We start from the raw sequence: 26934 nt of genomic DNA on the forward strand, positions 1-26934 counted from the left end.
CTCTAATTTTGTGTCACTTCCTAAGAAGTGACTTTAGAACTCAATCTGCAAGAGTGCCCACACAGATGATTACTTATTGTTAAAGAACGTTGCTTTGAAGCCTTGCTTCGAAGCGGAGGTGCATAATACACCTTAAAAGTTTTGAGTCAACACTTAATTTTAAGTTTCTTTATAAGAAGTTTAAATTCAAGTTTTAATTTGACTGACCAATCTAGTCGATATCGCTACATCCCTTTAAGAATGTTGCTTGCCGTCTGTGTCGGTGGAGGCGCAGTATAGAGAGATTCTATTTTAGCGCAAGTGTTTTTATTAGGTTTTTTGAATTAAATTTTTATACTTACAATAGGCACAAGTTAATATCATCTTATCCACAAAACCCTGTGTATAACTGTGCTATTTATTGATATCAACTTATAAATTTAGAATAGATAGCGGTGCCCCAAGTCACTGCAACTATTAATATAGATAAAGTCACTGCAGCAGAGCCCATATCTTTTGCCCTACCAGATAAAACATGATGTTCTGTACTCACTCGGTCTGTTAAGGCTTCAATAGCAGAGTTTAATAGCTCAACGATTAATACCAACAGCAACACGCTAACCAATATTGCCCAATGCATAACAGATACAGCTAAGAAAAATGAAACAGGCAGCATCAAACAAGCTAATAGCAATTCTTGCCTAAATGCAGACTCTTCCTTAAATGCCGCCTTTAATCCTAAATAAGAACAATAGCTGGCTTTAAATATTCTTTTAATTCCTGCACCATTTGGTTTATTTGTATCTTCCATAAATCCCCACTTTACTTTAGTCATAAAAAAACCCGCTTTCGCGGGTTTATCTAAATAACTTATTTAAGCAACACCATATTTATCACGATATGCTTTAACAGTATCTAAATGTTCAGCCATATCACCTTTATCTTCTAGATATGTGATTAAGTCAGCAAGTTTAACAATTGAAATAACTTTGGTATCAAAGTCACGTTCAACTTCTTGAATTGCTGAAAGCTCAGCTTTACCTTTTTCCTGACGATCTAAAGCGATTAAAACACCAGACAAAGAAGCACCATTGGCTAAAATGATTTCCATTGATTCACGAATAGCAGTACCAGCTGTGATCACGTCATCTACTAACATGATACGACCCTTTAATTCAGAGCCAACTAAAGAACCGCCTTCACCATGTGTTTTCTTCTCTTTACGATTAAAACAATACGGCATATCGATATCATAATGATCAGCTAATGCAACAGCTGTCGTTGTTGCAATTGGAATACCTTTATAAGCAGGGCCAAATAAAACATCGTATGGAGTTTTAGCATCAGCTAATGCTGCAGCATAAAAACGGCCTAAACGCGCAAGATCACGACCAGTATTAAATAAACCAGCATTAAAGAAATACGGGCTAGTACGACCTGATTTTAGAGTAAACTCACCAAATTTTAAAACCTGCTTTTCAAGAGCAAATTCAATAAATTCTTTTTGATAATCTTTCATTAATATAAACCTTATATAAATTCAGTGAGGGATTAAGCTAAAGCTTTCTTTTGAGCATCAATAATTTCAAGAATCGAATTTTTTGCTAAACCAGTTAAAGTATCTAACTCTTCAAAAGAGAAAGGTTCGCCTTCAGCAGTACCTTGTACTTCAATTAATTTACCAGTTTCAGTCATTACTACATTCATATCAGTTTCAGCAACAGAATCTTCAATGTATTCTAGATCTGAAATTGCCTCACCTTTATATATGCCAACTGAAATTGCAGCAATCATATATTTAAGTGGGTTAGAGTTAATCATACCTTTATTACGCATATGTGTAAGTGCATCTACTAATGCAACACATGCACCACTGATAGAAGCAGTTCTAGTACCACCATCGGCTTGAATAACATCACAATCAATTGTAATTGTATTCTCACCTAATGCACTTAAATCTATTGCAGCACGAAGTGAACGCGCGATCAAACGTTGGATTTCCATCGTACGACCACCTTGCTTACCACGCGCAGCTTCACGACCACAACGAGTATGTGTAGCACGTGGTAACATAGAATACTCGGCATTTACCCAGCCCTTACCTTGGCCTTTCATAAAGCGAGGTACGCCCGATTCAACTGTTGCAGTACACAAAACCTTAGTATTACCAAATTCTACTAATACTGAACCTTCAGCATGCATAGTATAATCACGGGTAAAAGTTACTGGACGGATTTGGTTGCTTGTTCTTTCACTTGGGCGCATTGTCACTCTTCTCTAATTCAAAATTTTGCCTATTATAAAAGGTTGCGAGTAATTATCAATGAAGGACATCACAAACTATGATGTTCATTAACCTTTAATCAGTTAAATAGCTGTAAATAATATTTAACTAGCTATAATAGAGACAATTTACTTACTTAATATAGTAACAGCTCTCAATTTAGGAAATCATATCCATGATCTATAGTATGACGGCATACGCTCGCCAAGAAGTTAAAGGCGATTGGGGAACAGGTGTTTGGGAAATTCGCTCAGTTAACCAAAGATATTTAGAAACATTTATCCGCACACCTGAACAATTTCGTGGAATGGAGCCTGTAATTAGAGAACGTTTAAGAAAAGAGCTACAACGCGGTAAAGTTGAGGTTTTCCTTAAATTCACATCAAATCCAGCCAATGTAGGTCAACTATCTATCAATGAAAACTTAGCTGCACAATTAGTCAATAGTGCTAAGTGGGTGCAAGCCCAAAGCCAAGGTGATATCAATCCTGTAGATATTTTACGCTGGCCTGGCGTAATGGAAGCTGAAGAAGTAGATATGAATGCTGCACAGGCAGAAATGCTGTCTGCATTTACCGCAACTTTAAGTGACTTTAAAGATGCTCGAGCTGCAGAAGGTGCAAACCTAGAAGAAATGATAGCGACTCGATTAACCGCTATTTTAGAGCAAGTAGACATTGTTGAAAATCACATGCCAGCAATAAAACAATGGCAACGTGACAGATTACAACTTAGATTAGATGAACTTAATGCTGAAATCGACAATAACCGACTAGAACAAGAGCTAATTTACTTAGCGCAAAAACAAGATGTTGCCGAAGAACTTGATCGCTTAAAATCTCACGTTAAAGAAACACGTAAAATCCTTAAAAAAGGAGGCGCTTGTGGCCGTCGTTTAGATTTCATGATGCAAGAGTTTAACCGTGAAGCAAACACTCTAGCCTCAAAATCTATCAACAGTGATATCACCAATGCAGCTGTTGAATTAAAAGTACTGATTGAGCAGATGCGTGAGCAGATCCAAAATATCGAGTAATGTTTCACGCTGTTTCAGCTTGTTTAAAATCTTAATAAAACCGCCAACTTAGGCGGTTTTCTATTTCTGACTGTTTACTAATTGTTCTCTTTGTTTCAATATAATGGTGACAGAAATGGTGACAGATTTTTAGAAAGTCACCAAAAACCACTTAACCTTTCATTTTCTGTCACCATTTAACCAATAAGAGGTTGATATGGCAGTAAAAATGAATGATAAACAAATTAAGTCTTTATTAAGTAAAAAGGTGACAGGCCGCCATGCTGTTGGTAACGGACTATATTTTAGAGTAACAACTGAAGGTTCAGGGTTTTGGGTTGTACGTTATGCTATTCACAAAAAACGTCGCGAAATTACAATTGGGAAATATCCTGATATTTCATTAGCAGATGCGAACTATCAAACTGCAAAAATAAAAATTGATGTTAAAAATGAGATAGATCCACTAGCAGAAAGAAAAAGAGTTGATTCTATCGAATTTAAAACTGTTGATGATTTAGCAGAAGATTGGCTCAAAGATTGTGATAAACGATTAAAACACCCTAATATTCCACGACGCGTTTATCAAAAAGATTTATCTCCTTTTATGGGGGATTTAACTTTAGATCAAGTAACTCCCCGAGATATACGCTCCATAATAAATAGAATCGCTGATAGTAATCGCCCTACGATAGCAAATGACGCTTTAATGTATTGCAAACAACTGTTTCGACACGCTATAAAACTTGATTTACGAACAACAAATCCAGCGGAAGCTTTTACAATTAGTGATGCTGGAGGGGTTGAACAAAGTAGAGATCGCGCTTTATCTCTTGATGAACTAGCTCAAGTGTTCGACTGTTTAAGACAAAATCAAAATCAATTCACCCGTGATAACTATTTAGCTACCGCCTTACTCGTTTCATTGGGAGTTCGAAAAGGAGAGCTAATTGCTGCAAAGTGGAATGAATTCGATTTAAAAAAAGGTTTATGGCACATACCTGAAGCACGCAGTAAAACAGGTATATCAATAAGTGTGCCTTTATCTAAAGAAGTTATTGCTTGGTTAAATGAATTACAAATAAGAGCATATGGTTCAGAGTTTGTATTTCCGAACCGTAGAGCAAGCAAACGTTTTGGTCATATAAGCCCAGATACTTTAAATGCAGCACTCAAGAAATTATTCATAGAAGATAAAATGCCTGTTCCACACTTTACGATTCATGATCTCCGGAGAACATGTCGTAGTTTGTTAGCCAGTGAAGGGGTTCCTGGTCACATTGCAGAACGTTGTCTAAATCATAAACTAAAAGGCGTAGAAGGCATATATGATAGATATGATTACTTAGATGAAAGAAAAGAGGCTCTACAAAAAGTATCCTCTGCTCTCTTACCATACATAAAAGTATAATTTTTCAGGTTTTTTTATTCTTTAACCTCTTGGGATAGAAAAAACAATCCCCATTATTAAAACAAGATGATTAATAATACATCTATTATTTTTCAAAAGATTTTTATTTAAATGAGGTTCATATGAAGTCAAGAGAGCTTAGAACAATACATGATTTAATTGCGACTAATTATCGTTTGACACCTTGTGGTGATGGAAAATTTCTACATGAGTTTACGCCTAGCACTACAAAAACAGTCTATCAATTTGAAGGGAATGGTGTCGAATTAATTGAAGAAGGTCAACGATATAATATTGGTTATTTTATTGACTCAAATGGAGATAATATAATAGAGCCTTCTGCTTTATCTAAAACAGTAGAAGTTAACCCGATGTTTAGTTTTGCTTATGCGCAACAGCTAGCAAAAGAAAATCATGTTATTGAGAAAGATAAAAATGATACAAGAGTAACCCATAGTGCTACCGACGGGTATTACTGGGGGAAAAAGTATGCATGGCGTATGTTTGGTACCGTAATTTCTGATAATGCTTTTTTTAAATATTTAAAAGAAATTGGGCACCCTAAAATTTCATGTATAACAAATAACCCAGATTTACAATATTCAAGTGATCCTTCAACGGCTTATAAAGAAGAGGGACTTGAAGAAGCAGTGAGAAATCTAATCTCTACGGCAGAAAAAGTCAGCCCTGCATATTTTAAGTCACCTTTATACTCTAAAAAATTCTCCATACGTGGTATTAAAGCTATAAGCGATAAAAAATAATTTAAGTAAATTATTAAAATTTATATATTTAACATTATAACTACTTAATTTCACCTTGCATTTACTTAGAATGGAATACAATTAAGATCAAATAAAATCCAACCTTTGATCTTAATTTTTAAATACAAACTGATGCTTGCATTAAATAGAAAAGTTAATTTTTGAAAAGAAAGTTTAGCTATTCAGCTTGAGCTTTTTCAATCAACAAAAAAACTTAACTTGTCTGAAACGTATGAAGCTATCCCAAAGGAAGTATCAACTGATGATCCTAGAATTACTTGGGTAAGTGATGGTATTGCTGAGTCTGTCGAAAAAACATTCTCACTTGATGGTAAAGCCTTTGTTGCAGAAATTTCACCCGCTAATTTCAAAAGTAAAAAAACTAAAAAATTTCAAAGTTTCTTCCCACATCTCAGAGAAGCTAGAATTGAATACGCTATTATTACAATGGCTTCAAAGCAGCTTATGCAAATAGAATCAGATAAAGACAATAATAGAATATTCTTTTTGAAAACGACTTTTTATCAAATTCAAAAAGAACTGGTTCAGTCAATTAATAAACAAGAAAATAAAACTCTAAAACCAAATGATTGTCCATATAACACATCAAGTATTCGAGAAGCCTTAGAAGTTCTGAAGCGTACCGATATATCGGTTAGAAATGAGTATTGAGAAGATGTATATATTTTTAATCGCATCAAAGATATTTACCTCGAAGATAAAAAAGTAGTCATTGAAATATGAAATATGATCACCAAATATATCAGTAGCTGAGATTGGAGAGCTTCAGATGCTGATAGTTTGTTAGCCTCAAAATCATATTACATTATCAAGCTTAGGGCGTTGTTGAATCTAAAATTTCGTTATGCTTGCCAAGGTGCGACTTATGGCCCGTCATTAAGCTTTATAATTGATAAGATCAGTTTCCATGAAAATAAAGAAAAACGCATCACTTTACAAAAGATAGTTAAGTTACTGAACTCTATGCATGAAGTATCTAAAGTCGAAATTATCAAAAAATATGAAGGGCGTAGAATAATCGATGCTATTTTAAAGATTCACCCTTCTGATAGCTTTATTATAACTATGATTGAAAACAATAAACTCACTAAGCGTAGCCAAAATACGCATATTTGAAGTAAGTGAAATTTATTAATTGAGCCACTACGCTCTGATTTTATAACTGACTGAGCATTTAAAAATGCACACACGCAATACAAAATTCAAAAATGAAAACTATTATTCGGTCAAAAAAACAAATTATTTAACCAATAAAATATGAGAACCCAAGATGCTAGAGCAATTCCAATAACTGATTATCTCAAAAAGATTGGAGCCAAACTTGCCAGAACACAAAATGGTACTAATGGATTAGAGTATGTTTACCATAGCCCAAATAGAGATGATAAAACCCCTTCTCTTTGTGTTAATGTCGCAAAAAACATCTGGTCTGATGTACCACAAGGCGCATGAGGGAGATTAATTGAGCTAGTTTGCCATATTAACGGTATACAACAAAGTAATGTAAGCCAAGCATTGAAAGTTTTAGATCGTATTTATCCTTTTATGACCATTACCTCAAAGTCAAGCAAAAAGGTAATTTCAACATCACCACAAAATCAAACAGGATTAACTTTTCAATCAAACTTATTAAATAAAAATACAGCTGACAAAAATCAGGTTACTGGCTTAAAGAAAAAAGCATCTGCTATAAAAATAATTGAAGTAAAAGACCTTTATAGTTACCCACTTAAAAATTACCTATCTGGTGTAAGAAAAATAAACTTAGACATTACTAATCAATACATAAAAGAGGTTACTTGCCAAGTTATCACAACAGGTAAAGTATTTTATTCTATCGGTTTCCCTAGCGGTATAACTTACGCATTGAGAAATAAAAACTTCAAAGGTTTTGCATGAACTTGAGCTGATATAAGTATTTTTAATTACCACACATCAAACGTATTACTATTTGAAGGGTTTATAGATTTTTTATCATATCTTACAGTTAAAAAGATATCTGAACCACCATTCACAACTGTAGTTTTAAACAGTTCTGTTATGATGCCTAGATTTATTGAGTTTGTTAATAAAAATAAGTTTATTTCAAGTGTTGATTATTTTAGAGATAGAGATGAAATAGAAGGTAAAAATACAGGTTTACAAACGCTAAAACATATTCAGAAAAGCCTTGAACCAATTAGAATTAATGATATTTCTAGATTTTATATAAAATATAAAGACCTCAATGAATGGCTTAAAAATGAATTGATACTTAACAACTAAATATTACGTTAAGTACCAATATAATTAAAACGTTAAACTTTTTTCATTCTCGGTATAGTGACGATCAACAATGTAGCTAGGATTATTCAAACAACTAGAAATACTTTTTGTAGCAAAAATAATTTGATAGTCAACGTCATAATTCATTAAAGATTCAAGTAATACTTTCTGAAAGTTACTAGATCTTACGTCTTCCATTCCACCATTCTCAATTCCATCTAAAACCATGAATCTAGGTATTCGAATATATTTTTTATCTAATGATGTTAAAAGTAATGCTAAATGAAATGCATTATTTAAATAAACGGTACCACTTTCCGAAAAAGCTGTTTTACCATTCACTGCAACTGTATTTGAAGCAAAATCAAAATCAATTCTATCCGCATGTTTGAATTCCTTTTCAGCTCCTATATCTTTATTTAAAATAGAAATTAAGTGCTCTGAAACAAGTTTAGCAACTTCAGGTTCTCTTACAGATACTTGATATTTTTTCTTTTCAATTAAATCCTTTAATCGATTAACTTCTTTTTGAGATTTATCACGCTCAAGAGTCAATTCAGAAATAGAGCTATGCAATTCAGCTACTTTATCTAAAGTTAATAGCTTTTCTTCGATTTCACCTATTTTAGTATATAAGCTATAAATTTTCTTTTCATTAGCTGCATTTAAAGACGTCATAGTAGCTGTTGTCTTACTAATATTTTGTCTTAAAGCTTTTCTAAAATCATTTCTTTTAAGTTGCAATACTGACCACTCTGTCATTTTATTATCTAGTATTTTGAGTGATTCTTTTAATTGGATATCAATTTCATTTTTCATTTTTATTAAATTAATATTTTTAGTACCGCTTGTATCTTCACTTCCGCATAAATGACAGCAGTTATGTAAATTAGCGTTAAGTTTTTTATTACAACTAGGACACATTGAAAATTTAATTTTGGGAACTTTAGCACCTATTTTTAATGAATCATTTATTGCACATAATTTATCATTTAATTCAGCCACAAATTCTTTAGAATCTTCTATCTCAAAATTCATTTTTTGAATTTCAGTTTCACACAAATAAAGCATGTTTTTATACTTTATACTATCAACAGCACATTTTTCTGTAGTCTTTTTTTCATCGGTATATTTTAATAATGCATTTTCTTTTAAATCTATAATCTCTTCATTTAAATCAATTATATTTGCTAGATATTCTTTTTTAGCTTCATCTATTGACTTAAAATCTTGAGAAAAAGAAGTTTTACCTACCACAGAATGAACTGCTTGTAATTTTGCGACTATTTTAGTTAAAGCTTTATCTTCTTTTTGAAAATTAATTTTCGCATCATATAATTCATTATCATATAAGCCCAATAAATATTTACCAATCGATTCTCTTTTAAAAGCAGAATCAAATGGTTCTATATTAAAAATGCTATATGAAGGATTCGATTGGTCACTATACAATAAGCGAAAAAGCTGATGAATAGTAATGTTGTTATTATTGGCATCTGCTTTTGCTTCAGGAATTCCCATTATGCTAAAAAGCTTTTGAGAAAAACTAGATCTTGAAGTAATCGAATATGGGTAATTTTTCCAAGTATCAATTGGTGCTTGTATAGCTATATCTAAAGAATCAAAAAAAATATCCATTGACTGCTTTGGTAAATTACAGTTTTTTCGCCTAAGAGTTAATGGGTTTTCATTTATTTCGATACCAACATATATCAAATCAGCTTTTCTAGATTCATCTTTCCAATTAGGTATTTCATAACCAAGACCATACATTAAGAGCTGAATGACGGAAGTTTTCCCTCCTCCATTACATCCACTGAGAACATTAACGCCTTTTGAAAAGTTTGCGTCATAAATGATCTTATTTCCTTTCTTAACTAACAACCTTTTAACATTAATTGAAGGACTAAAATGCGTCATATTTATATTCCATTAATTTGCTTATACACTTTAAACCTTTATCACCAGTTAGCTTAATTTCTTGAAGATAGTTACAAATAAAGTTTATAGCCTGATCCGATATACTATTTTCTATATCTAGTGCAATTTTTTTTATATCCGATGGTAAATTATCTAAATTAAAATTATACCTATCGTTATCTTGTAACTCAGTTAAAACTCCCATAGCTACTAAAGTAAAAATCACAGAGTCATGTATAGAGCTCATACTTTCAAATAAATTTATAGGGTTATAATTTTGATAACGATTTTCATACCCTTTAAATTTATTCTTTTCTTTTAATAAATTTTTGCTTATTGATATTTTTACGATGTAAGCAGGGTTTGCAACCAAAAAATCAAAAATTCTAATTCGATCTCTTTCTATCTCAGTTATTTTTAATTTAATTAGAATAGAAACTACCCTAAGTAACGTATGGTTAGGATCTAGGGCTTTATTATATAGAAGCATTTATCTCCACTCCAAATGAGAGTTTCCGGTCAAGAAAAAAACCATACCATGTATCTGACGATTAAATATTTCCAAGACATTCTCACCTAAGTGAGCCTGAATTTCACCCTCCAAATAATTTCTAAAAATAACTTTTATTTGATTTTCTTCTTCTACTGATCTTAATTGGCTTTTAATTTTACAATTAAAAATAGACTCAACTTCAGCTAATAAGAAAGTAATCATTTTTTGAGCTGATTTATAATGTTGGTATTCGATGATGAGCATGGAGATTAATTCTTTCAACTCTTCTGCATTTTTGATTAAATAATCAAATCCAGCTTCTGATAGAATATTTGAAAGTTCACGAGCTTCCGATTTGTCAGTACAATAATGATTTAATTCATTAATGATTTTTGTTGTTGTTATATTTTTGTTTTTTTCTTCCGTAAACTTTTTTGACAACATGTCCATCTGAGAAGGAGCAGGCAATATAGTCAATTTATCACCTACAATGACATCATTTCCTGCTTTAACATCACGGAGTTCAACATGCTTACTATTCCTAGAACTACGGAACATCGAAAATAGACTCATTTTCCAGTCTTATTACCAGCAACAACATCGCCACCAGCATCGATATTCTTCATTATAGTTTTTTTACTTCCTTTAAAGTTTATTGCGATTTTAACACCTAAACCAAGAACAGCTAAAGCAGCTATACCGATTAAACCGTATACCATTAATTCATTCATTTACATTTATCCCTTAAATAAATTACCAAGGAGTAATAAAGAAATGACTTGATAAAACAAGCCTTTTTCCTTGGCCTAGATCTGAAGATCTATTTCAGATACAAAAAGATAACATGTAAATATATAAACTTAAATATAATTAGTTATTTAAAGTCGGATTTGTTATTTTATTTTTTAAGTCAGTAAAAATTTAAGAAATTTAGTTTAATCACTTTAGATCGCGAGTATTAAAAGATTAAAAAGACTAATAAAAAGGTTAGCCTAATTTAAAGTCATGAAACTTCCCTACGGTAAAAGATTAAACAAAATTAGCTGTACCACAAGCTCCTGCATTACTGTACTTTTAGCTCCTGTTTTTCAATAATTAAATGTTTAATTCTTCTGCTAAAAGTATCAAACGTGCTCTATACGCCTGTAATTTTTTATAAATGCTTTTTTAACGTACCTAGCAACCCTGTAATGTAATCGAATATCAACTTTTAACGTACCTTCCCCCCCTGTAATTTATTCATTTTACTATCGTAAAACTCATATCGTACCTTAACTCACTGTAGCCCTGTACTTTCAGCCCCTGTAATAAATTGCCTTTTATGAGTTTTATCGCTTCAATTTTGGGGTTTGATTTATTGCAGAACTTGAGTAATATTTAAACTTACAACTCGGGGGCTGATTTGTGTAAGCAAGATTGCAAACTTCCGGAAATACGCTTCGCGACCGTTGTTTGCATCTTGTGAGGGGCGTTCCCCTCAACCCCCTTCAGAGCTAATGAGACCGGTCTCATTCAATAACATTAAAGTATTTTTACTATTAATTGAGAGCCTATGGATAGCAACGATAATAAGAAAAAATACCAAAAACAATATATGGCTGAATTTCGACAACAGCATAAGCGTGTTGAACTCAATTTTACCATAAAAGAATATCGGCTGTTTGAAAAAGCAGCCAAATCAGAAGATTTAACTGTCAGCCAAGTTGTTAAAAATATGGCTACAGCCTACCACCAGCAAAATTACTTTGTTCCAAATGAACTCAAAGAAAAATTAGATACTCTACATTTTTTGATACGTAACATTGCAAATAATGTGAATCAAATTGCTCATCGTTCAAATACCTTAAAAGTAATGATTGAAGAAAATGAACTATTAATGGAGCTCAAAAAGCTTGAAGATATGGTGACAGACTACACCTTACATGGATTAAAAAAATAACATGATAGTAAAGTCAAAAAGCAGAAAAGTGGGTAACTTTGATCAGCTTTATGACTATATGAAAAAAGGGGCTGAAAAACATGATGGTGTTCATGTATTTTCACAAAATATCTATTCTCATAATCGTGATGGTATTTTAAAAGAATTCTCAGATAACGCAGCATTATTTAGAAAACGTAAAAATAGCGTGTATCTCTATCACGAAATAATATCAATCACGCGCAGTCAGCAACTATCAGTTACTGAGCAACAAGAAGCCTTGTTTCATATAGTGCATGAATATATAGAAAACAGAGCCAAAAATAATTTAGTTTGTGGTTACATGCACAATGATGCCCAAAATAATATTCATTACCATGTAATGATTAGCTCAAACGAGCGAGGAAAAACCAAAAACCTCAGGCTAAGTAAAAAAGAGTTTGATGAATCTAAAAAACATTTAGAAACCTGGACTAATAAAAAATACCCAGAGTTAAAACAAGGCCTTGTGATCAACAAACAAGCAGGCAAAAAAACTTCTCATAATGGCACTGAATTAAAAAAACGCACAGGTAAAATGCCTGAACGTGAGCGAGTAACCAACGCATTAAAATCTGTTTTCACAGACTCTGAAAACAAACAGAATTTTTTTAATAATCTAGCGACTGAACACTTAGAAGTATATATAAGAGGTAAACACATTGGCTTTACTGATATTGAAACAGGAAGAAAGTATCGTTTAAAAACACTTGGGTTATCAAGTGAATTTAATGAAATGAGCAAGAAGATTGAGCTTGATGAAAAACAGAAGCAGGCTGAATCTGATAATAAACAACAATATAAAGATGCAAAAGGCCAAAAAGAATCTATAAATAAAGTAGAGCCGGAATCTCCAGTAGAAAAACAAAAATCAAAAGTAAGAAAAGCAGTAGATGAATTACAAAAGCAGCGAAGTAAAAATAGCGAACATGGTAAAAAGAAGACCTGAATAAAAACAGTAATTAATAATGTTAGATCTAAAGTATTCAGTATATGTAAACAAGTATTCGACTTAGTTAAAAATACAAAAAAAGGAGAACTACATAGCAACAAAGTTGCTAATGCAATACAAACATTAAAGCGCCACCGTAAATCACTATTAGAACAAGAAAAGTCACACTCTTATTGATTAACAAAAAAGTATGGAAACAATAATCATGATATTTAAAGTAATCGGTAAGTTAACTTATAAAGCTGCTGAGTATTTAGTAAGAGGAGTTGTGTTTAAATCTAAATTTGGTGCGCAATTTTTAACTGAAGGTGAATCCAAAAAATTTCTATCTTCTAAAAATAAAGGGCTATTAATTGACGGTGATAAAAAGCATTTATCTGAATCGGAAAGCTTTCAAAATGTGTGTTTTACTGCCCGTGTAGGCGCTGGGAAAACAACAAAGTATATCATTCCAAATGTGATGGCTAAAGCTGAGCAGAACGTTTCTATGGTTGTTCATGACCCTAAAGGTGAAGTGCATGAAGCAACTTCTGGTTACTTACATGATAATGGCTATAGAATTGTAGTATTTAACCCCCACAACGTAAAAGAGTCTAATTTATTTAACCCCTTTACAGAAGCTAAAAGTACCGTTGAATTAGAGATTATTGCTGAGACTTTGATTTGGTCAGGGAATCCAAAAGAAGGTGAAGCATATTGGAATAACGGTGCAACACGTATTTTAAGTGCCTTAATAAAATGCCTTAGCTTTGGTGACAAAAAATATTTTAACTTACCTAATTTATATCATTTACTACAAAACTTTGGCTCTATTGGTGAGGGCTTAGAAGAATGGATTGGCAATAACTGCTGGGATCCTGAGTTTCCAGAAGATGATTCTGTACTTAACGAATGGAAAGGTGCATTAACTGGTAATAAAGAAGCTATTCAATCATTTGTAGGGATCTGTTTAACAGCTTTAAGAGGACTTACAAATCGCGATTTACGTACTTTCTTCAGTAAATCCGATTATGACTTATTAAATTTAAGAAAACAAAAAACAATCATTTATTTAGTTACGCCTCCCGAAAATCAAAAATATTATTCATTTGTTACCAGCTTATTTTTCAGAAGTGTGTTTAATGAGTGCATGCGAAACAATCATTTATCAGGTCAATCTTTACCTGTATACATTCTTTATGATGAGTTTGGAAATAGCTACATCACCGATTTTGTATCGGTTGCTAATACCATAAGGGGCTACGGTGTTTCTTTATCAATAATACTTCAGTCTATTTCACAATTATCTATGCGTTATGGGCAAAAAACGGCAGAAGCAATACAAGGGGCTTTTAATACAAATATTTGTTTGAGCAGCTCTGATCCTATTACTGCTGAATATTTTTCAAAAATGACAGGAAGAGTAAGAGAAAGACATATTCCTATTGAGCCAGATAAACAGGATAGCTATCGTGAATATAACTTACTCAATTCTAATGAAGTAAGAACAATGCAAGATCATGAAGCTTTGCTAATATCTCGTAATAGACAACCTGTAAAACTAGTTGTTACACCCTACTTTTCCAATAGAAAATTTAAAAAAGCAGCTCAATTTCCACAAATAGTAAATGCTGAATCAAATCGAGTCATTAACCCTAAATTAGTGAGATTATAATGGAAGAATTTATACTTTTTGGCACAACCATAAATAACGACCTTTTAGTATTCATGGGGCTCTTTTTCTTTTTTGGTTTGTTATTAGGTTGGTTTTGTCGCAAAGGAAGTTTGTTTTGGATTTTTGTAGGGTTAATGATTTGCTCTCCTATAGTTGGGTTGGTTATGGATTTAAATTTATGGTTTGTGACTACCCCGTTTATTTTAGGGTTTTTAATTCATACAGGTAAACCTTTATTTAAAAAGGTAACTCAAGAATGACAACATTAATTTTTGTATCTTTTATGCTCTGCTGTATGGGATATTTATCAGGTAAGTGCTTTAAAAAGCTCAACCCTTTTTTAATACTCATAGGGTTGTTTATTGCTGCTTATTGGTGGGCAATAATATCTAAAGAAGAATACAAAATAGTTTATTGTTCAGCATTCGTTGTTGGTTTTATATATGCGTACCGTAATCCATTTTTATGGTTTAAAGATGGCTTAGCTGATATGAGAATGAGTTTTAGATTAGCAAAGGCAAAAAGTGCCAGTAAAACACAATTTAAAAATGATTATCGCCATGCAGAAGATTCGATTCGTTCTCAATCAGAAAACCTCTATCGACAGAAAACTCAAGCAGAAGATGACTTAAAAAGACAACAGCAAGAAGTTGAAGCTGAGTTAAGAAATCAAAAAAGACAAGCTGAAGATAATATTAAAAATCAACAACAAGAGGCTGAAGCTGAGTTACAAAGAGCTGCCGAACGTTTACGCCGAGAGCAAGAGGCCTTTAAACGTGAACAAGCTAATGCACAAAATAATAAACAAGAAACTCCTGCTGATAAAGGGTTGAACCCTAAAAACTTTACTGATGCTTGCCAAATATTAGGAGTTCATCCCGGTGCAAGCTTGGCTGAATTTAAAAAGGCTTATCGACATTTGTCGAATATGTTCCACCCTGATAAATTCGCTCATTTTGATGGGATATTAAAAATCCAAGCCGCAGAAAATTCAAAAATGATTAATGCAGCTTGGGATACTATTAAGAGGAAGTTGAAATAATATAAAAAACTACTCAACAATGTGAATGTTACCTACTAGTTAACCTTCCTATTTCACTATAAATATATATAGTAATCATCAATATATAATAATGATGGAATAACTTTTTACATGGATCAACTTTATATTATCTCTAATCAATATTACAAAGATTTTTACAGTTACAAAGAATATTTAAACTCTCTTAAATTCAATATAGTCTTATCTATAATAGCTCTACTTTTCTTTATTTATATTATATTAAGCTATCTTGGCTTTCCTTTGTTAAATAATGGTTTTTATTCTCAAAACGAAAAATTAGCATTGCTTTTTTATGCTGAATCTATTTTTATTTCAACATGGCTGAGATTAGACTTTTTAAAAGAAAAATATACGGCAACCAAACTAGTGAATAAATTAGGCTCCAATTTTTCTGAACTAAGTAATTTAAAACAACAGTGGCTCTCTATGACATTTGTTGCTTCTAAATTTGAATATATAGAGTTAGCAGAAAAGTTTACAAAGTGTCTGGAGTTAGAAGCAAAACATAAAAGCTCACTTCACTTAAAATACTCTGATGCTATAAATCTGATATATCATGATTCAGCTAAGCCTAGAATATTAGCTCTTTTTCTCGCTTTATGTTCTGTAATTAGTGTTTTAGCATTAAAACAAAGTACAGGTATAGACCAAGTGTTCGAGTCTTATAAAGGAATTACTCCAGCAAAACTTTTTACTATGTTAATTATTTTCACTTTAGCTCTTGGATTAACTTTAATAGCAATAAGATTTACATTTTATTTGTTAATTTCACTCTTTTCATATTTTTCAGTTTATATGGATGGTAAAAGAGCAAAAAGTGATTTTATTGTAAGGTATCTAATAAAGGATCTTGTTAAATATAGTAAAGTTAAGATCAAAACACATAAAGCTTAATGCTTTCATCATAACTATTAATTAGAAGATATTTGTTTTTGTTAGCAATTCATTTTTAAGGTATGTTGCAATTGGGACTAAACCTGCTTTGGATTTTATTATTTCTAATTCACTAAGAGTAAATCTTAAACCTATTAATTCAGATTGCTTTTCAGATAAAGGTTTAGATTTTCTTCAAGCAGTGATTTTATCGCTGCTACTTTCTTGTAAACCAGTAGTAGGTAGTTTTTTTTTTGAATCTACTTTAAATGCAGCTAAGTTATTTTTATTTGGCATAATTAGAGTCTATTAATTGATAAATTTCATTAAATTGCTCATTTACTTCTTTGTATTGATATTTTGCTAACCCTGATTCATCCATTAATTGTGATATAGATTTTTCTTGTTCAAAAATAACATCGAATACTGCAGAATATTTTAGAGGCAAAATTTTGATATCAGCTGAAAAGTGTGCCTTAACAGCATTTTTTATATTTACTGCATCAATACTATTTCACCAATGGCTGAAATTATCTTTTTTACTTTTCTTTTTAAGCTTGGTAGCTATCACTATAATATTTTTATTTAACTGCATCACTTCAGCAATAGTGTTTAATCAGGCTTTTATTGACTTAACCTCATTATAAATAGGTATTAACACTACATCTGATTGTTTTATTGCTGAGCTAATACTGATAGATGATTTAGATATAGATCCAGCAAGATCAAATACAATATCAATATCATCTGGAATTAAAGGGAATGCATCATTTAAATCTAAGCTTAAATAATCTTCTTCCGGTAAAAAACCCTCGTAAATATGGTAAGGCTCATTAGTCCCTATGCAGTAACCTTTATCTAAAGCAAAGTTTGTTGCTATAGGCGTTTTACCTGCAGATCACTTAGTACTATAAATTGTAATTTTCATAAAATTGATTTTATTAAATAAATCACATTATTAGATATACTCAGAAATATTTATTTAGCAAATTAATTTATAAATATCTGTTATTTTTGTTATTTCGAGTTACTTGAAATAATTAATTCATTAAATATATTTAATTCACTGTTATTTTCATAATATAAAAGCTATTTATTGATAGCTATTTGAATTTACTATAATTTAGTACGATAAATAAAAAGCTATCCATATATTATTCCAATGTTAAAAGCAGTCTTTCAAATATAAATTAGAATGAGTCATCGATGAGTAAATTAATTACACTGTTAGAAAAATTAATAGGAAAAAAACCTACACAACAAATTAATGAATCAAAAGAAAGTACAAATAATAAAAAAATAGAAAAACTTCAAAAGCCAGAAAGCTTGAGTTACTTATTGAAATTATCGGAGCATTGGAATGGCTATAAAAGAGAGGAGGCGGTTAAAAAATTATGTGCTCTTAATAAGTCGGAAGCAATACCAAAATTAATACTAAGAGCTAATGACTGGGTACCTGAGGTAAGAAAAGCTGCTTTAGAGTCCATTACTAGTTTTGCAAGTAAAAATCATGCTGAAGCATTTGTTCTTTACCTGCCTGATTTATATCATTTGAGAAATTGTGCAAGAAACAATCATGAAGATCTTATTAATTATATAGAACAATACTTAGTAACAAATACTAATTCACAATTTGTTATTCAAGGAATCAATAATGAAAATGAATTGATAGCGCGTGCTTGTATTACATTATGTATAGATTTTGAATTAATAGACCCTGTATCAATCGTAAAAGTTGGGTTACAGCATAATGATATTATAGTAAGGGCAAAGTCGTCTTACCTTTTACGAAAACTAACAGGAATAGAACAAGTTAATGCTTTGAAATTAGCATTAAAAGATAGCTTCATGCCAATTCGCAGAGAAGCCTTTCAAATTTGTTTAAAAACTGATGAAAGCGTTAGCTTTATTGAACCATATTTATATGATCGCCATTCTTCTATACGTGAAATAGCGCTAAAGAAACTTCAATTGCAAAGTGTTGATATTCCGTCAATATATGAAAAAAGTTTAAAATCATCTTTAGTATCTAAGTTAAAATGTTCTATTTGGGGTTTAGGTTTCCTAAAATGTAAAGATATATCACACCATATTTTTGAGTTTTTACAGAGCCCTTACCCAAGTGTAAGAAAGCAATCTTTAAGCACTCTTTCAAATTTATATAATGAAGAATTTAATCTCACTCTTGTTAAATATTTACAAGACCCGTCACCAGCAGTGTGTAAAGAAGTAACAAAATTATGTGATAAGCAAAATATAGTTTTTACAGCCAGTGACTTGATTAAAATAATGGAGTTAGCTGAATATGAACATATTATCAGTAACTCTTTAGCAATTTCTAAACATATAAATAAATGGGAAAGGTTTATTTTTCTATTAAGATTGCTTGAACATAAAGCGCTTAATAGCTTAATTGGTGTTGATAAAATTAGAGAATATTTATTTGAATGGAATGAAGATTTTAACAAAACATATTGTCAGCCATCCATGAAACAATTGAAAATAATGGAGACCTTATATTTGAGTACAAAGCCATTATTAGGAACTGAACAATTTAATGTTGTATTGTTTACTTTAAAAACTCTTGGAATTCATAAAGATTGATAAAAAATAATCGGAACTGAACTATTAAGAGCGCTTGTTATTGTGTCCGTCATGAGTTTTACCTTTATGGCTGGAACTCAATTGGTTTAGTTCTGATTTTGCTTTTAATGTTTTAACTTGTTTCGCTTCATCCTGTGTAAGTAATCCTAAAGATTTTGCTTCTTGGAGATCTGCGTAATTTAATGATTTAAATGCTTGTTTCAAGCTCTGTTCATTAATTTTTTGAGCAAGCTTTATTTCTTCAGTTGTACCTAGCCTGTCAGACCATTGTTTATCATTATTATATTTAAGACTAAGCTCAATATTATTATTTGCATGTAAAACAGATTTAAAAGCAATAATACGCTCTTCCAATGAATTATCTTTAGGATTAAAAATACTTGCTGAATTTGGCATAAACAAATATATATTGATTACTGTATAAACAATATTGAGCCTTTGCTAAGATAAATTCAAATACTTTTATTCTTTTTAATAAATATTTAGTGGTGTGATGGATCAACCTTTTTCAAAACAGCTTTGCGAATTGGCCGATAATATGGGTATTGCTCTTTACCAGCGATTTACTCAAGTTGAAGCTTCTCTATTTTTAAGGTGTCCTTTAGTTGAATTAGAAAACTTACAAAAGAAAAGAAAAATTGAGTTTATTCAAATTACAAATAATCAAACTGAGTTTTTTGGATATCAATTAATAGATTACGTACTAACGAATATAAAAGAGAAATCATCACCTACAGGACAACCATCAACTTCAGAACGAATTCTATGCTCTAAAGAAGTTCAGGAGCTTACAGGGTTATCTCGAACTACAATTTGGCGATTAGAAAGGTCAGGTAAGTTTCCAGCCAGAATCCCTTTATGTTCAACAAGAATAGGCTGGAGATATACTGAAATTCAAACTTGGTTAAGTAAACTTAAATAAATTTGTTATTCACACAAAAAGCTACTGCTCTGTCGCCAAAAGCTTAGCTTCCAATAGCCGAAGTTCTTCAACAATAGTATTAGTCACTTTATGCTCATAAGGTGCTTTATTATTAATATCATCTAATAAGTCTGCAAAATCACGCCATTTTACTCTTCTCTTTAGTCGATTTGCTCCCATAGTAACCCTTCCTTCACCATCTATATTATTTCTTATGTAATCAATAGTTAAGGATGATAACCCTATAGTTTCACTTCGATATAATAATTTATCACCACACATTTTAAATGGGTCTTCAGCTTCAATATCTTCAACATGAACAACTTCAGATAACTTTTCCGGCTGCCCAAACTTACTTGTTTTTACTTCTATATGCGATGCCCATTGATCATTTATAAAATAATCATCAGAGTTTTTAAATAATGTGGACCGTTCATTTGAAAAAGACAAGATTAATTCAAGTTTAGCTCTAGTCATTGCAACATAAAGCCTAGATAACTCCCTAAAGTGCTCTTCTGGTGGTAGTCTTGGATCAGGTATAACAGAAGAAGAACAGTTTAAAATACATACATAATCAAACTCGAACCCTTTTGTTTGCTCTAATTCAGAAATAAATATTTGGTTTTGAGAAATATCCATACACCCATCTAATACAGGTAAGTTTATTTTATCAGCAAAAACTTTAATTTCTCTTTGACTAAAACCTGATATACAAATACATGCTTTTTGATTGGCTTCTAAATGATTTTTAACATACTCATATGCAGAAGAAACCTCATCCTCCAAACTATTTCCTTCTAATAACAGTGGGTTGGCTCCTGAAAATGATGCATACTCAGGTTCTAGAATTTCAAAATCATCTGAGTTAAGCATTTCATCTGATAAATTTTCCATAAGAACGCTATTAGCCAACTCTAAAATCTCTCGACTGTTGCGATAATTTTTTGTGATTTTTTTAGATCTAGAACTGTGTAACTCAATTCCAACTTCTTTTAGTTTTTGATATTTCGTAGAGATTTGCTGAGCTGCATCACCACACAAAAAGATATCATTTTCATTTCGTTCAACTAGTTTTCTTACTATAGAAAACTCAATATTTCCAAAGTCTTGTGATTCATCAATTAAAATACATCTGTATTCAGGTATTATTTTATTAAGATGGCGATATAAGGCTGTAGATATATTTAAGTAATCAGTAACACCAATATCTATCATCTTTTTTTCCCAACAAGCTAGACCTTCAACCAATTGCCTCCGATACTTTATGTTAAGAGGAATAGTTCGACCTTGCCTTGGCATATCAAAATAGTTATCTCGATCACTTTTAGAGAATGCGCTTCTTATCCAGTCAAATTCTTCTTTTATATAATGCTCAGCATCGATACCTCTGGCGATTAAAGTATCATGTAAATCATGTAAAACTGAAGCGTCATTATTTCCCAGTTCACATCGATAGAACTCTCTCCAAACTTCGTCAATATGCTCTGCACTTTTCCAAGTTAGATCTTCATAAAGCTTTTCATTTTCCGGTTCAAAGTTCTTAAGAAAGTCCTGACAGATTTGAAAGAAAGGTTGTACTTTTATATTGTTTTTACATTCAGGTTCAACTAATTTTTCAACTAAATTTTTAATTAATTCAGCCAAAGGTTTATTCAAAGTTAAAACTAAAATAGATTCTTTTGGGTATTTTTTAGCTAAATAAATAGCCCTTTGAATAACTACGCAAGTTTTACCAGAGCCTGATACACCTAAAAGTTTTGATGGCCCTGAAAAATCAGTGAAAGCGATAGACTCCTGATCCGGATGCATAAAAAGCATCCATTCTTTATAATCACTTTCTTCAGCAAAACGTCTTAATAACTTTGGATAACAGTCTTCATCTGTGGATATTTTTTTCAAAAACTCACTATCTACGACTTCAACATTGACATCAACTTTTTCAAGATCGGTTATTTCACCTAAAAATAACTTTATGCCTCTTACTGCATTTTCTATTTCTCCAGATATCAAAGCTAAAAATAAATCTAAAACAGCTTTTCTATATTCATCGCTTAACTCACAAGTTATTTCATAAAGTCTATTTTCATCATAACAAGTTAATTTTTCGAGTTCCCTACAAGTACTGCGAGATAAATTATCCACAAAGCGATCATATATCTCTTCATTAACCAATTCATATAATGGTTTATCTTGCCTTAACCTTTTAGATAAATATGGAGAATCGTCACCTATAACAGCGCTTTGACTTTCTATTTCTTCAAATTTATTATCTTTGTTAAGACCGAATACAGTGCCTTTTTTTGAATCGAGCCAATCATCTACGGTGTCATGATCGCCAGCAAAAAGAAGTAAACAATATCCTTTAGTTTGAACTGTCACTAACCTAGAGCGACCGGTTAAGTCATATTTGATACAGTTCTTAATTCTTGTTTCGCCATTATTTGTTTTTTGTAAACCATGTAATGGGTTTTCTACTTTTCTTGCGATTTTTCCAATAAGTGAGTCTATTTGCTCTGCTGCTTTATTAAAAGAACCACCTTTTTTACTAAGAGCGATCATTGAAGATGCTAAATTTCTATATCGAAGATAATTCAAAAAAATATCCTTATTATTTTAGTAATTTATATAACTATTAAGTTATTAATAACAATAATATATATTAAAAATAATTTTTAAAATATGGATTCAAGAAAATAAAATAAAACAGAAAATAAAAGAATAACTTTTAATTATATGATGTTAAAATGATGAACTAGAATGATTTTGTCAGAAATTACTACCTTTCACTTAATGGTGACAGAAGCGGTGACAGATTTTAAAATCACAAGTTATAATTCAGTGTAACAATTTGATATATTGATAATTGCTGACTCTAATCCATGAGCAGATCCAAAACATTGAATAGAAGTTTATTCACCATATACGAAAACCGCTTTTACAGCGGTTTTTTCATTTATAGCCATTCAATCAAAATGCATTTAAAATAGAGAAAACTTTATAGCTTTATTTTTGCATCGCTATAAAAATATTAAACATTGAACAATCGAGAATACTGATGTCACAAGTTCGCGGAAATTTATTTATATTATCAGCTCCATCAGGTGCAGGTAAGTCTAGCTTAATTAATGCTTTATTAGAGCGTCACTCTGATATGAAAGTATCAGTTTCTCATACAACACGCCAACCACGCCCAGGCGAAAATAATGCAGAGCATTATCACTTTGTTGCAGTAGATGAGTTTAAAAAATTAATTGAAGCAAATGATTTTTTAGAATGGGCTCAAGTTTTTGAAAACTATTACGGCACTTCAAAACAAAGCATAGAGTCTCAACTTGCTCAGGGGATTGATGTATTTTTAGATATCGATTGGCAAGGCGCGCAACAAATGAGGAAAGTACTACCAGAAGTGCAAACTATCTTTATTTTACCGCCTTCTAAACAAGAGCTAGAAAACAGACTTAATTCTCGCGGCCAAGATTCAGATGAAGTAATAAAATCTCGTATGGATAAAGCACAAGCTGAAATGTCTCACTACAATGAGTTTGATTTTTTAATCATTAACGATGACTTTGATACAGCTTTGTATCAGTTAGAAACAATTGTTTTTGGTCAAAGATTAAAGCAAAGCAACCAAGCTTTGAAGTTTAATAGCTTAATTAACGATCTTTTACCTGCATAAAGTAAAAATTGTTTGGCTAAATCTCGCGCTTAAAGTAAACTACACTACTTGCGTAAATTAAATTTTTTGAATTTGGGAGTACTCGATGGCTCGTGTAACTGTTGAAGATGCGGTAGATAAAATTGGTAATCGTTTTGATTTAATCTTGGTTGCGGCACGTCGTGCTCGCCAAATTGCTACTGGTGGCAAAGATGCTATGGTAGAAGAAGAAAACGATAAGCCTACAGTTATTGCTCTTCGTGAAATCGAAGCTGGTTTAGTAACTAATACAAGTTTAGATAGCATTGAGCTTGCTGAAGAGCAAAATCAAGAAGCTGCTGAACTCGCTGCTGTAGCAGCAATTGTTGGTGGAAACCAATAGAAAGCATACTTTTTAACAGTCTTTAGCTTTTAATACTAAAGGCTGTTAATTCCCCTCTTCACTTCTAGCTTATTTCATCGTATATTGTAAGACATACCCCTATTTCTCTCACCTCATAATGCATTGGAGCGTGAATGTATCTTTTTGAAGGTTTAAAAAAGAAGATCTCAGAATATTTATCTGAAGATCAAGTTGAATTAGTGCAAAAAGCATATGTTGTTGCACGTGAAGCCCATGAAGGCCAAACTCGCTCAAGTGGCGAACCTTATATCACTCATCCAGTTGAAGTAACTCAAATATTGGCTGCGATGCATTTAGATCATGAAACATTAATGGCTGCATTAATGCATGATGTAATTGAAGATACTGATTTTAGCCAACAAGATTTAGCCGAAATATTTGGTGAAACTGTAGCTGAACTTGTAGAGGGCATGAGTAAGCTCGATAAGCTAAAATACAAAAACAAAAAAGAATTCCAAGCAGAAAACTACCGTAAAATGATTATGGCTATGACGCAAGATATTCGCGTTATTTTAATCAAGCTTGCTGATCGCACTCATAACATGCGTACATTAGGTGCACTTCGCCCTGATAAACGCCGTCGTATTGCAAAAGAAACCCTTGAGATTTTTGCCCCGATTGCAAATCGCTTAGGCATTCACGATATCAAAAATGAACTTGAAGACTTAGGTTTTCAGGCCCTTTATCCTATGCGTCACCGCGCTTTAACATCAGAAGTTGCTAAAGCTCGCGGTAATCGTAAAGAGATTATCAATAATATCCAAGAAGAAATCATCACACGATTACAAGAATCAGGTGTTGATGCTGAAGTAACGGGTCGTGAAAAACATAGTTATAGCATTTATCGTAAGATGCTAAATAAAGAACTGATGTTTAACGAAGTTATGGATATTTATGCTTTTCGCATCGTAGTTGACTCTTTAGATACATGTTATCGCGTATTAGGCGTTGCTCATAACTTATATAAACCAATTGAAACACGCTTTAAAGATTATATAGCTGTACCAAAAACCAATGGTTATCAATCGCTCCACACTTCTTTAGTCGGTCCTCACGGTATCCCAGTTGAAATCCAAATCAGAACAAAAGAAATGGATCAAATGGCTGATATGGGTGTTGCTGCTCATTGGACATATAAAAAAGCGGGTGATAACTCAGGTAATACAGCACAACAACGTGCACGCCAATGGATGCAAAGCTTATTAGAACTGCAACAAAGTGCAGGCTCTTCTTTTGAATTTGTTGAAAATGTAAAAACGGAATTATTCCCAGAAGAAATCTACGTATTTACACCTGATGGTAGAATTGTTGAGTTACCTATGGGCGCAACTGCAATCGACTTTGCATATACAGTTCATACTGATGTCGGTAACTCTTGTGTCGGTGTTCGTGTTAACAGAAAACCACACCCTTTAAGCCAACCTTTAGACACAGGTCAAACAATCGAAGTTATCACAAGTTCAGGTGCTCACCCTAATGCAACTTGGCTAAATTTTGTGGTTACAGGCAAAGCGCGATTAGGCATTAGAAATTACCTAAAAACACAGCAAAATGATGAAGCGATGAACTTAGGTAAACGCTTATTAGAGTCTGCTCTAGGTGAAACTTCTCTTGAAGAGTTATCACAAGACAATATCAACCAAGTTCTAGAAGATAACCAAGTTTCAAGCTTATTAGAGTTATTAGTAGAAATTGGCTTAGGTAATTTAATGAGCGTCATGATCGCCAGACGATTATTAGCGATAGACTCTGAAGATTCAGATAATGTAAGCGAAATTAAAGAAGATACTAAAGCGGCCTTAATAGGTACTGAAGGTATGTTAGTTAATTATTCTAAATGTTGTAGACCAGTTCCTGGCGATGATATTGTTGCTCATGTAAGTCAAGGAAAAGGCCTAACAGTGCACCGCCACGAATGTAAAAATATTCGCGGCTGGGAAAATGAACCCGCTAAATTCTTCATTGTAAAATGGGAAGACGCGCCTGAAAAAGAATATATAGCAGCATTTAGAGTTGAGCTCATAAACCATCAGGGCTCAATGGCTAAGCTCACTAATTTAATTTCTACCACTTCAGCTAATATTGTGGAAATAACCACTGAAGAAAAAGAAAGTAATTTATACATAGTTGATATGTCTATTACGGTTAAAGACCGAATACATGTTGCAAATGTAATGAGAAAGATCAGAGTTGTACCTGAAGTACAAAAGGTATACCGTAAAAAATAACTGCACTTTTATTTAAAACAATAAAGCAGCTAATTATGAATTAAGGAAGTAAAATGGCAAAAGTAATTGTTAGTACAGAAAATGCACCTGCAGCAATTGGTACCTATAACCAAGCTGTAAAAGTGGGCACTACGGTATATTTATCAGGTCAAATTCCATTAGTACCAGAGAGCATGGAGATCGTTTCACAAGACTTTACAGAGCAAGCGCACCAAGTTTTTAAAAATCTAGTGGCTGTTTGTGAAGCCGCTGGTGGTGAGTTACAAGATATGGTTAAAGTGAATATATTTTTAACTGATTTATCTAATTTTGCTATTGTAAATGATGTAATGAGCCAATATTTCAAAACACCATACCCAGCACGTGCTGCTGTACAGGTGAGTGCACTACCTAAAGCTGTACAAATTGAAATTGATGGCATTATGGAGCTACCTTCAACTAACTAATAATCATTTAGTTATTGATAAA

General features: G+C 32.1%; 30 protein-coding genes. 20 read left to right on the top strand and 10 right to left on the bottom strand.

From position 1 onward, the window contains the following. Nucleotides 1-406: 406 nt before the first annotated feature. The 3 genes from KO527_RS10695 to rph form a co-directional block, all read right to left on the bottom strand. Nucleotides 407-790, bottom strand: a complete 384-nt coding sequence (locus KO527_RS10695; RefSeq protein WP_216040452.1) for a diacylglycerol kinase — start codon at nt 788-790, stop codon at nt 407-409. A gap of 63 nt (nt 791-853) precedes the next feature. Beyond that, nucleotides 854-1498 carry an orotate phosphoribosyltransferase gene (pyrE, locus tag KO527_RS10700; RefSeq protein WP_216040302.1) on the bottom strand — a complete coding sequence of 215 codons (645 nt, stop codon included), beginning with the start codon at nt 1496-1498 and terminating at the stop codon, nt 854-856. A 32-nt stretch (nt 1499-1530) separates the two neighbouring features. Next, nucleotides 1531-2244, bottom strand: a complete 714-nt coding sequence (gene rph, locus KO527_RS10705) for a ribonuclease PH (protein ID WP_216040303.1) — start codon at nt 2242-2244, stop codon at nt 1531-1533. A 194-nt stretch (nt 2245-2438) separates the two neighbouring features. Between rph and KO527_RS10710 the strand changes: the two genes are divergently transcribed. The 8 genes from KO527_RS10710 (at nt 2439) to KO527_RS10745 (ending at nt 7739) form a co-directional block, all read left to right on the top strand. Then, on the top strand, nt 2439-3299 hold the full coding sequence (locus KO527_RS10710; protein ID WP_216040304.1) for a YicC/YloC family endoribonuclease: 861 nt from the start codon (nt 2439-2441) through the stop codon (nt 3297-3299). A 196-nt stretch (nt 3300-3495) separates the two neighbouring features. After that, the gene (locus KO527_RS10715) at nt 3496-4689 is read left to right on the top strand and encodes a site-specific integrase (protein ID WP_252733631.1); all 1194 of its coding nucleotides are present in this window, start codon (nt 3496-3498) and stop codon (nt 4687-4689) included. Nucleotides 4690-4811: 122 nt separating this feature from the next. Next, nucleotides 4812-5453: a hypothetical protein gene (locus tag KO527_RS10720; protein WP_216040305.1), complete on the top strand. Its 642-nt coding sequence runs from the start codon at nt 4812-4814 to the stop codon at nt 5451-5453. Nucleotides 5454-5672: 219 nt separating this feature from the next. After that, the gene (locus KO527_RS10725) at nt 5673-6125 is read left to right on the top strand and encodes a hypothetical protein (RefSeq protein ID WP_216040306.1); all 453 of its coding nucleotides are present in this window, start codon (nt 5673-5675) and stop codon (nt 6123-6125) included. 174 nt (nt 6126-6299) lie between these two features. Continuing rightward, nucleotides 6300-6590 (top strand): hypothetical protein, encoded by a 291-nt coding sequence (locus KO527_RS10730; RefSeq protein ID WP_216040307.1) that lies wholly within the window; start codon nt 6300-6302, stop codon nt 6588-6590. A gap of 141 nt (nt 6591-6731) precedes the next feature. After that, entirely contained in the window at nt 6732-6926 is a 195-nt protein-coding gene (locus KO527_RS10735; protein ID WP_216040308.1) for a hypothetical protein, read from the top strand. 63 nt (nt 6927-6989) lie between these two features. Continuing rightward, nucleotides 6990-7373, top strand: coding sequence for a hypothetical protein (locus KO527_RS10740; protein ID WP_216040309.1), 384 nt, complete (start codon nt 6990-6992; stop codon nt 7371-7373). 18 nt (nt 7374-7391) lie between these two features. Continuing rightward, nucleotides 7392-7739, top strand: a complete 348-nt coding sequence (locus tag KO527_RS10745) for a toprim domain-containing protein (protein ID WP_354668616.1) — start codon at nt 7392-7394, stop codon at nt 7737-7739. Between the two features lie 24 nt (nt 7740-7763). Here KO527_RS10745 and KO527_RS10750 read toward each other — a convergent pair whose 3' ends face one another. From KO527_RS10750 to KO527_RS10765, 4 genes are read right to left on the bottom strand one after another with little or no spacing between them, the layout of a single operon-like run. After that, nucleotides 7764-9659, bottom strand: a complete 1896-nt coding sequence (locus KO527_RS10750; protein WP_216040310.1) for an ATP-binding protein — start codon at nt 9657-9659, stop codon at nt 7764-7766. Continuing rightward, nucleotides 9646-10149 carry an ABC-three component system middle component 5 gene (locus KO527_RS10755; RefSeq protein WP_216040311.1) on the bottom strand — a complete coding sequence of 168 codons (504 nt, stop codon included), beginning with the start codon at nt 10147-10149 and terminating at the stop codon, nt 9646-9648. The genes KO527_RS10750 and KO527_RS10755 overlap by 14 nt, the downstream gene beginning before the upstream one ends. Then, nucleotides 10150-10725 (bottom strand): ABC-three component system protein, encoded by a 576-nt coding sequence (locus KO527_RS10760; RefSeq protein ID WP_216040312.1) that lies wholly within the window; start codon nt 10723-10725, stop codon nt 10150-10152. It lies immediately after the preceding gene. Next, nucleotides 10722-10883: a hypothetical protein gene (locus KO527_RS10765; protein WP_216040313.1), complete on the bottom strand. Its 162-nt coding sequence runs from the start codon at nt 10881-10883 to the stop codon at nt 10722-10724. Before KO527_RS10765 ends, KO527_RS10760 begins: the two co-directional genes overlap by 4 nt. Before the next feature lie 821 nt (nt 10884-11704). Here KO527_RS10765 and mobC point away from each other — a divergent pair. The 6 genes from mobC to KO527_RS10795 all read left to right on the top strand — a co-directional run bounded on the left by mobC (nt 11705) and on the right by KO527_RS10795 (nt 16672). Next, nucleotides 11705-12091, top strand: a complete 387-nt coding sequence (gene mobC / locus KO527_RS10770) for a plasmid mobilization relaxosome protein MobC (protein WP_216040314.1) — start codon at nt 11705-11707, stop codon at nt 12089-12091. Between the two features lies 1 nt (nt 12092). Further along, nucleotides 12093-13058, top strand: coding sequence for a hypothetical protein (locus KO527_RS10775; protein ID WP_216040315.1), 966 nt, complete (start codon nt 12093-12095; stop codon nt 13056-13058). A 208-nt stretch (nt 13059-13266) separates the two neighbouring features. Further along, entirely contained in the window at nt 13267-14715 is a 1449-nt protein-coding gene (locus KO527_RS10780) for a type IV secretory system conjugative DNA transfer family protein (protein ID WP_216040316.1), read from the top strand. Continuing rightward, entirely contained in the window at nt 14715-14975 is a 261-nt protein-coding gene (locus KO527_RS10785) for a hypothetical protein (protein ID WP_216040317.1), read from the top strand. The genes KO527_RS10780 and KO527_RS10785 overlap by 1 nt, the downstream gene beginning before the upstream one ends. Continuing rightward, nucleotides 14972-15757, top strand: coding sequence for a J domain-containing protein (locus KO527_RS10790; protein WP_216040318.1), 786 nt, complete (start codon nt 14972-14974; stop codon nt 15755-15757). The genes KO527_RS10785 and KO527_RS10790 overlap by 4 nt, the downstream gene beginning before the upstream one ends. 111 nt (nt 15758-15868) lie before the next feature. Further along, nucleotides 15869-16672, top strand: coding sequence for a hypothetical protein (locus KO527_RS10795; protein ID WP_216040319.1), 804 nt, complete (start codon nt 15869-15871; stop codon nt 16670-16672). A gap of 265 nt (nt 16673-16937) precedes the next feature. Here KO527_RS10795 and KO527_RS10800 read toward each other — a convergent pair whose 3' ends face one another. Beyond that, the gene (locus tag KO527_RS10800) at nt 16938-17099 is read right to left on the bottom strand and encodes a hypothetical protein (protein ID WP_216040320.1); all 162 of its coding nucleotides are present in this window, start codon (nt 17097-17099) and stop codon (nt 16938-16940) included. A 758-nt stretch (nt 17100-17857) separates the two neighbouring features. On the opposite strand from KO527_RS10800, the gene KO527_RS10805 reads away from it, so the two are divergent. Beyond that, nucleotides 17858-19255, top strand: a complete 1398-nt coding sequence (locus KO527_RS10805) for a HEAT repeat domain-containing protein (protein WP_216040321.1) — start codon at nt 17858-17860, stop codon at nt 19253-19255. Between the two features lie 24 nt (nt 19256-19279). On the opposite strand, the gene KO527_RS10810 is transcribed toward KO527_RS10805, so the two are convergent. After that, entirely contained in the window at nt 19280-19651 is a 372-nt protein-coding gene (locus tag KO527_RS10810; protein ID WP_216040322.1) for a hypothetical protein, read from the bottom strand. 97 nt (nt 19652-19748) lie between these two features. Here KO527_RS10810 and KO527_RS10815 point away from each other — a divergent pair, with 97 nt between their 5' ends. Next, nucleotides 19749-20177: an AlpA family phage regulatory protein gene (locus KO527_RS10815; RefSeq protein WP_216040323.1), complete on the top strand. Its 429-nt coding sequence runs from the start codon at nt 19749-19751 to the stop codon at nt 20175-20177. 21 nt (nt 20178-20198) lie between these two features. Here KO527_RS10815 and KO527_RS10820 read toward each other — a convergent pair whose 3' ends face one another. Further along, complete coding sequence (locus KO527_RS10820) at nt 20199-22772, bottom strand: UvrD-helicase domain-containing protein (protein WP_216040324.1); 2574 nt, start codon at nt 22770-22772, stop codon at nt 20199-20201. A gap of 460 nt (nt 22773-23232) precedes the next feature. On the opposite strand from KO527_RS10820, the gene gmk reads away from it, so the two are divergent. The 4 genes from gmk to KO527_RS10840 all read left to right on the top strand — a co-directional run bounded on the left by gmk (nt 23233) and on the right by KO527_RS10840 (nt 26912). Next, complete coding sequence (gmk, locus tag KO527_RS10825) at nt 23233-23856, top strand: guanylate kinase (protein WP_216040325.1); 624 nt, start codon at nt 23233-23235, stop codon at nt 23854-23856. A gap of 85 nt (nt 23857-23941) precedes the next feature. After that, nucleotides 23942-24217, top strand: a complete 276-nt coding sequence (gene rpoZ / locus KO527_RS10830; RefSeq protein WP_042150508.1) for a DNA-directed RNA polymerase subunit omega — start codon at nt 23942-23944, stop codon at nt 24215-24217. A 134-nt stretch (nt 24218-24351) separates the two neighbouring features. Then, nucleotides 24352-26466, top strand: coding sequence for a bifunctional GTP diphosphokinase/guanosine-3',5'-bis pyrophosphate 3'-pyrophosphohydrolase (spoT, locus tag KO527_RS10835; RefSeq protein ID WP_216040326.1), 2115 nt, complete (start codon nt 24352-24354; stop codon nt 26464-26466). A gap of 53 nt (nt 26467-26519) precedes the next feature. Beyond that, nucleotides 26520-26912, top strand: a complete 393-nt coding sequence (locus KO527_RS10840) for a RidA family protein (RefSeq protein ID WP_216040327.1) — start codon at nt 26520-26522, stop codon at nt 26910-26912. Nucleotides 26913-26934 lie beyond the last annotated feature (22 nt).

It is taken from the genome of Pseudoalteromonas sp. C2R02, from assembly GCF_018860845.1.
Taxonomy (GTDB): domain Bacteria; phylum Pseudomonadota; class Gammaproteobacteria; order Enterobacterales; family Alteromonadaceae; genus Pseudoalteromonas.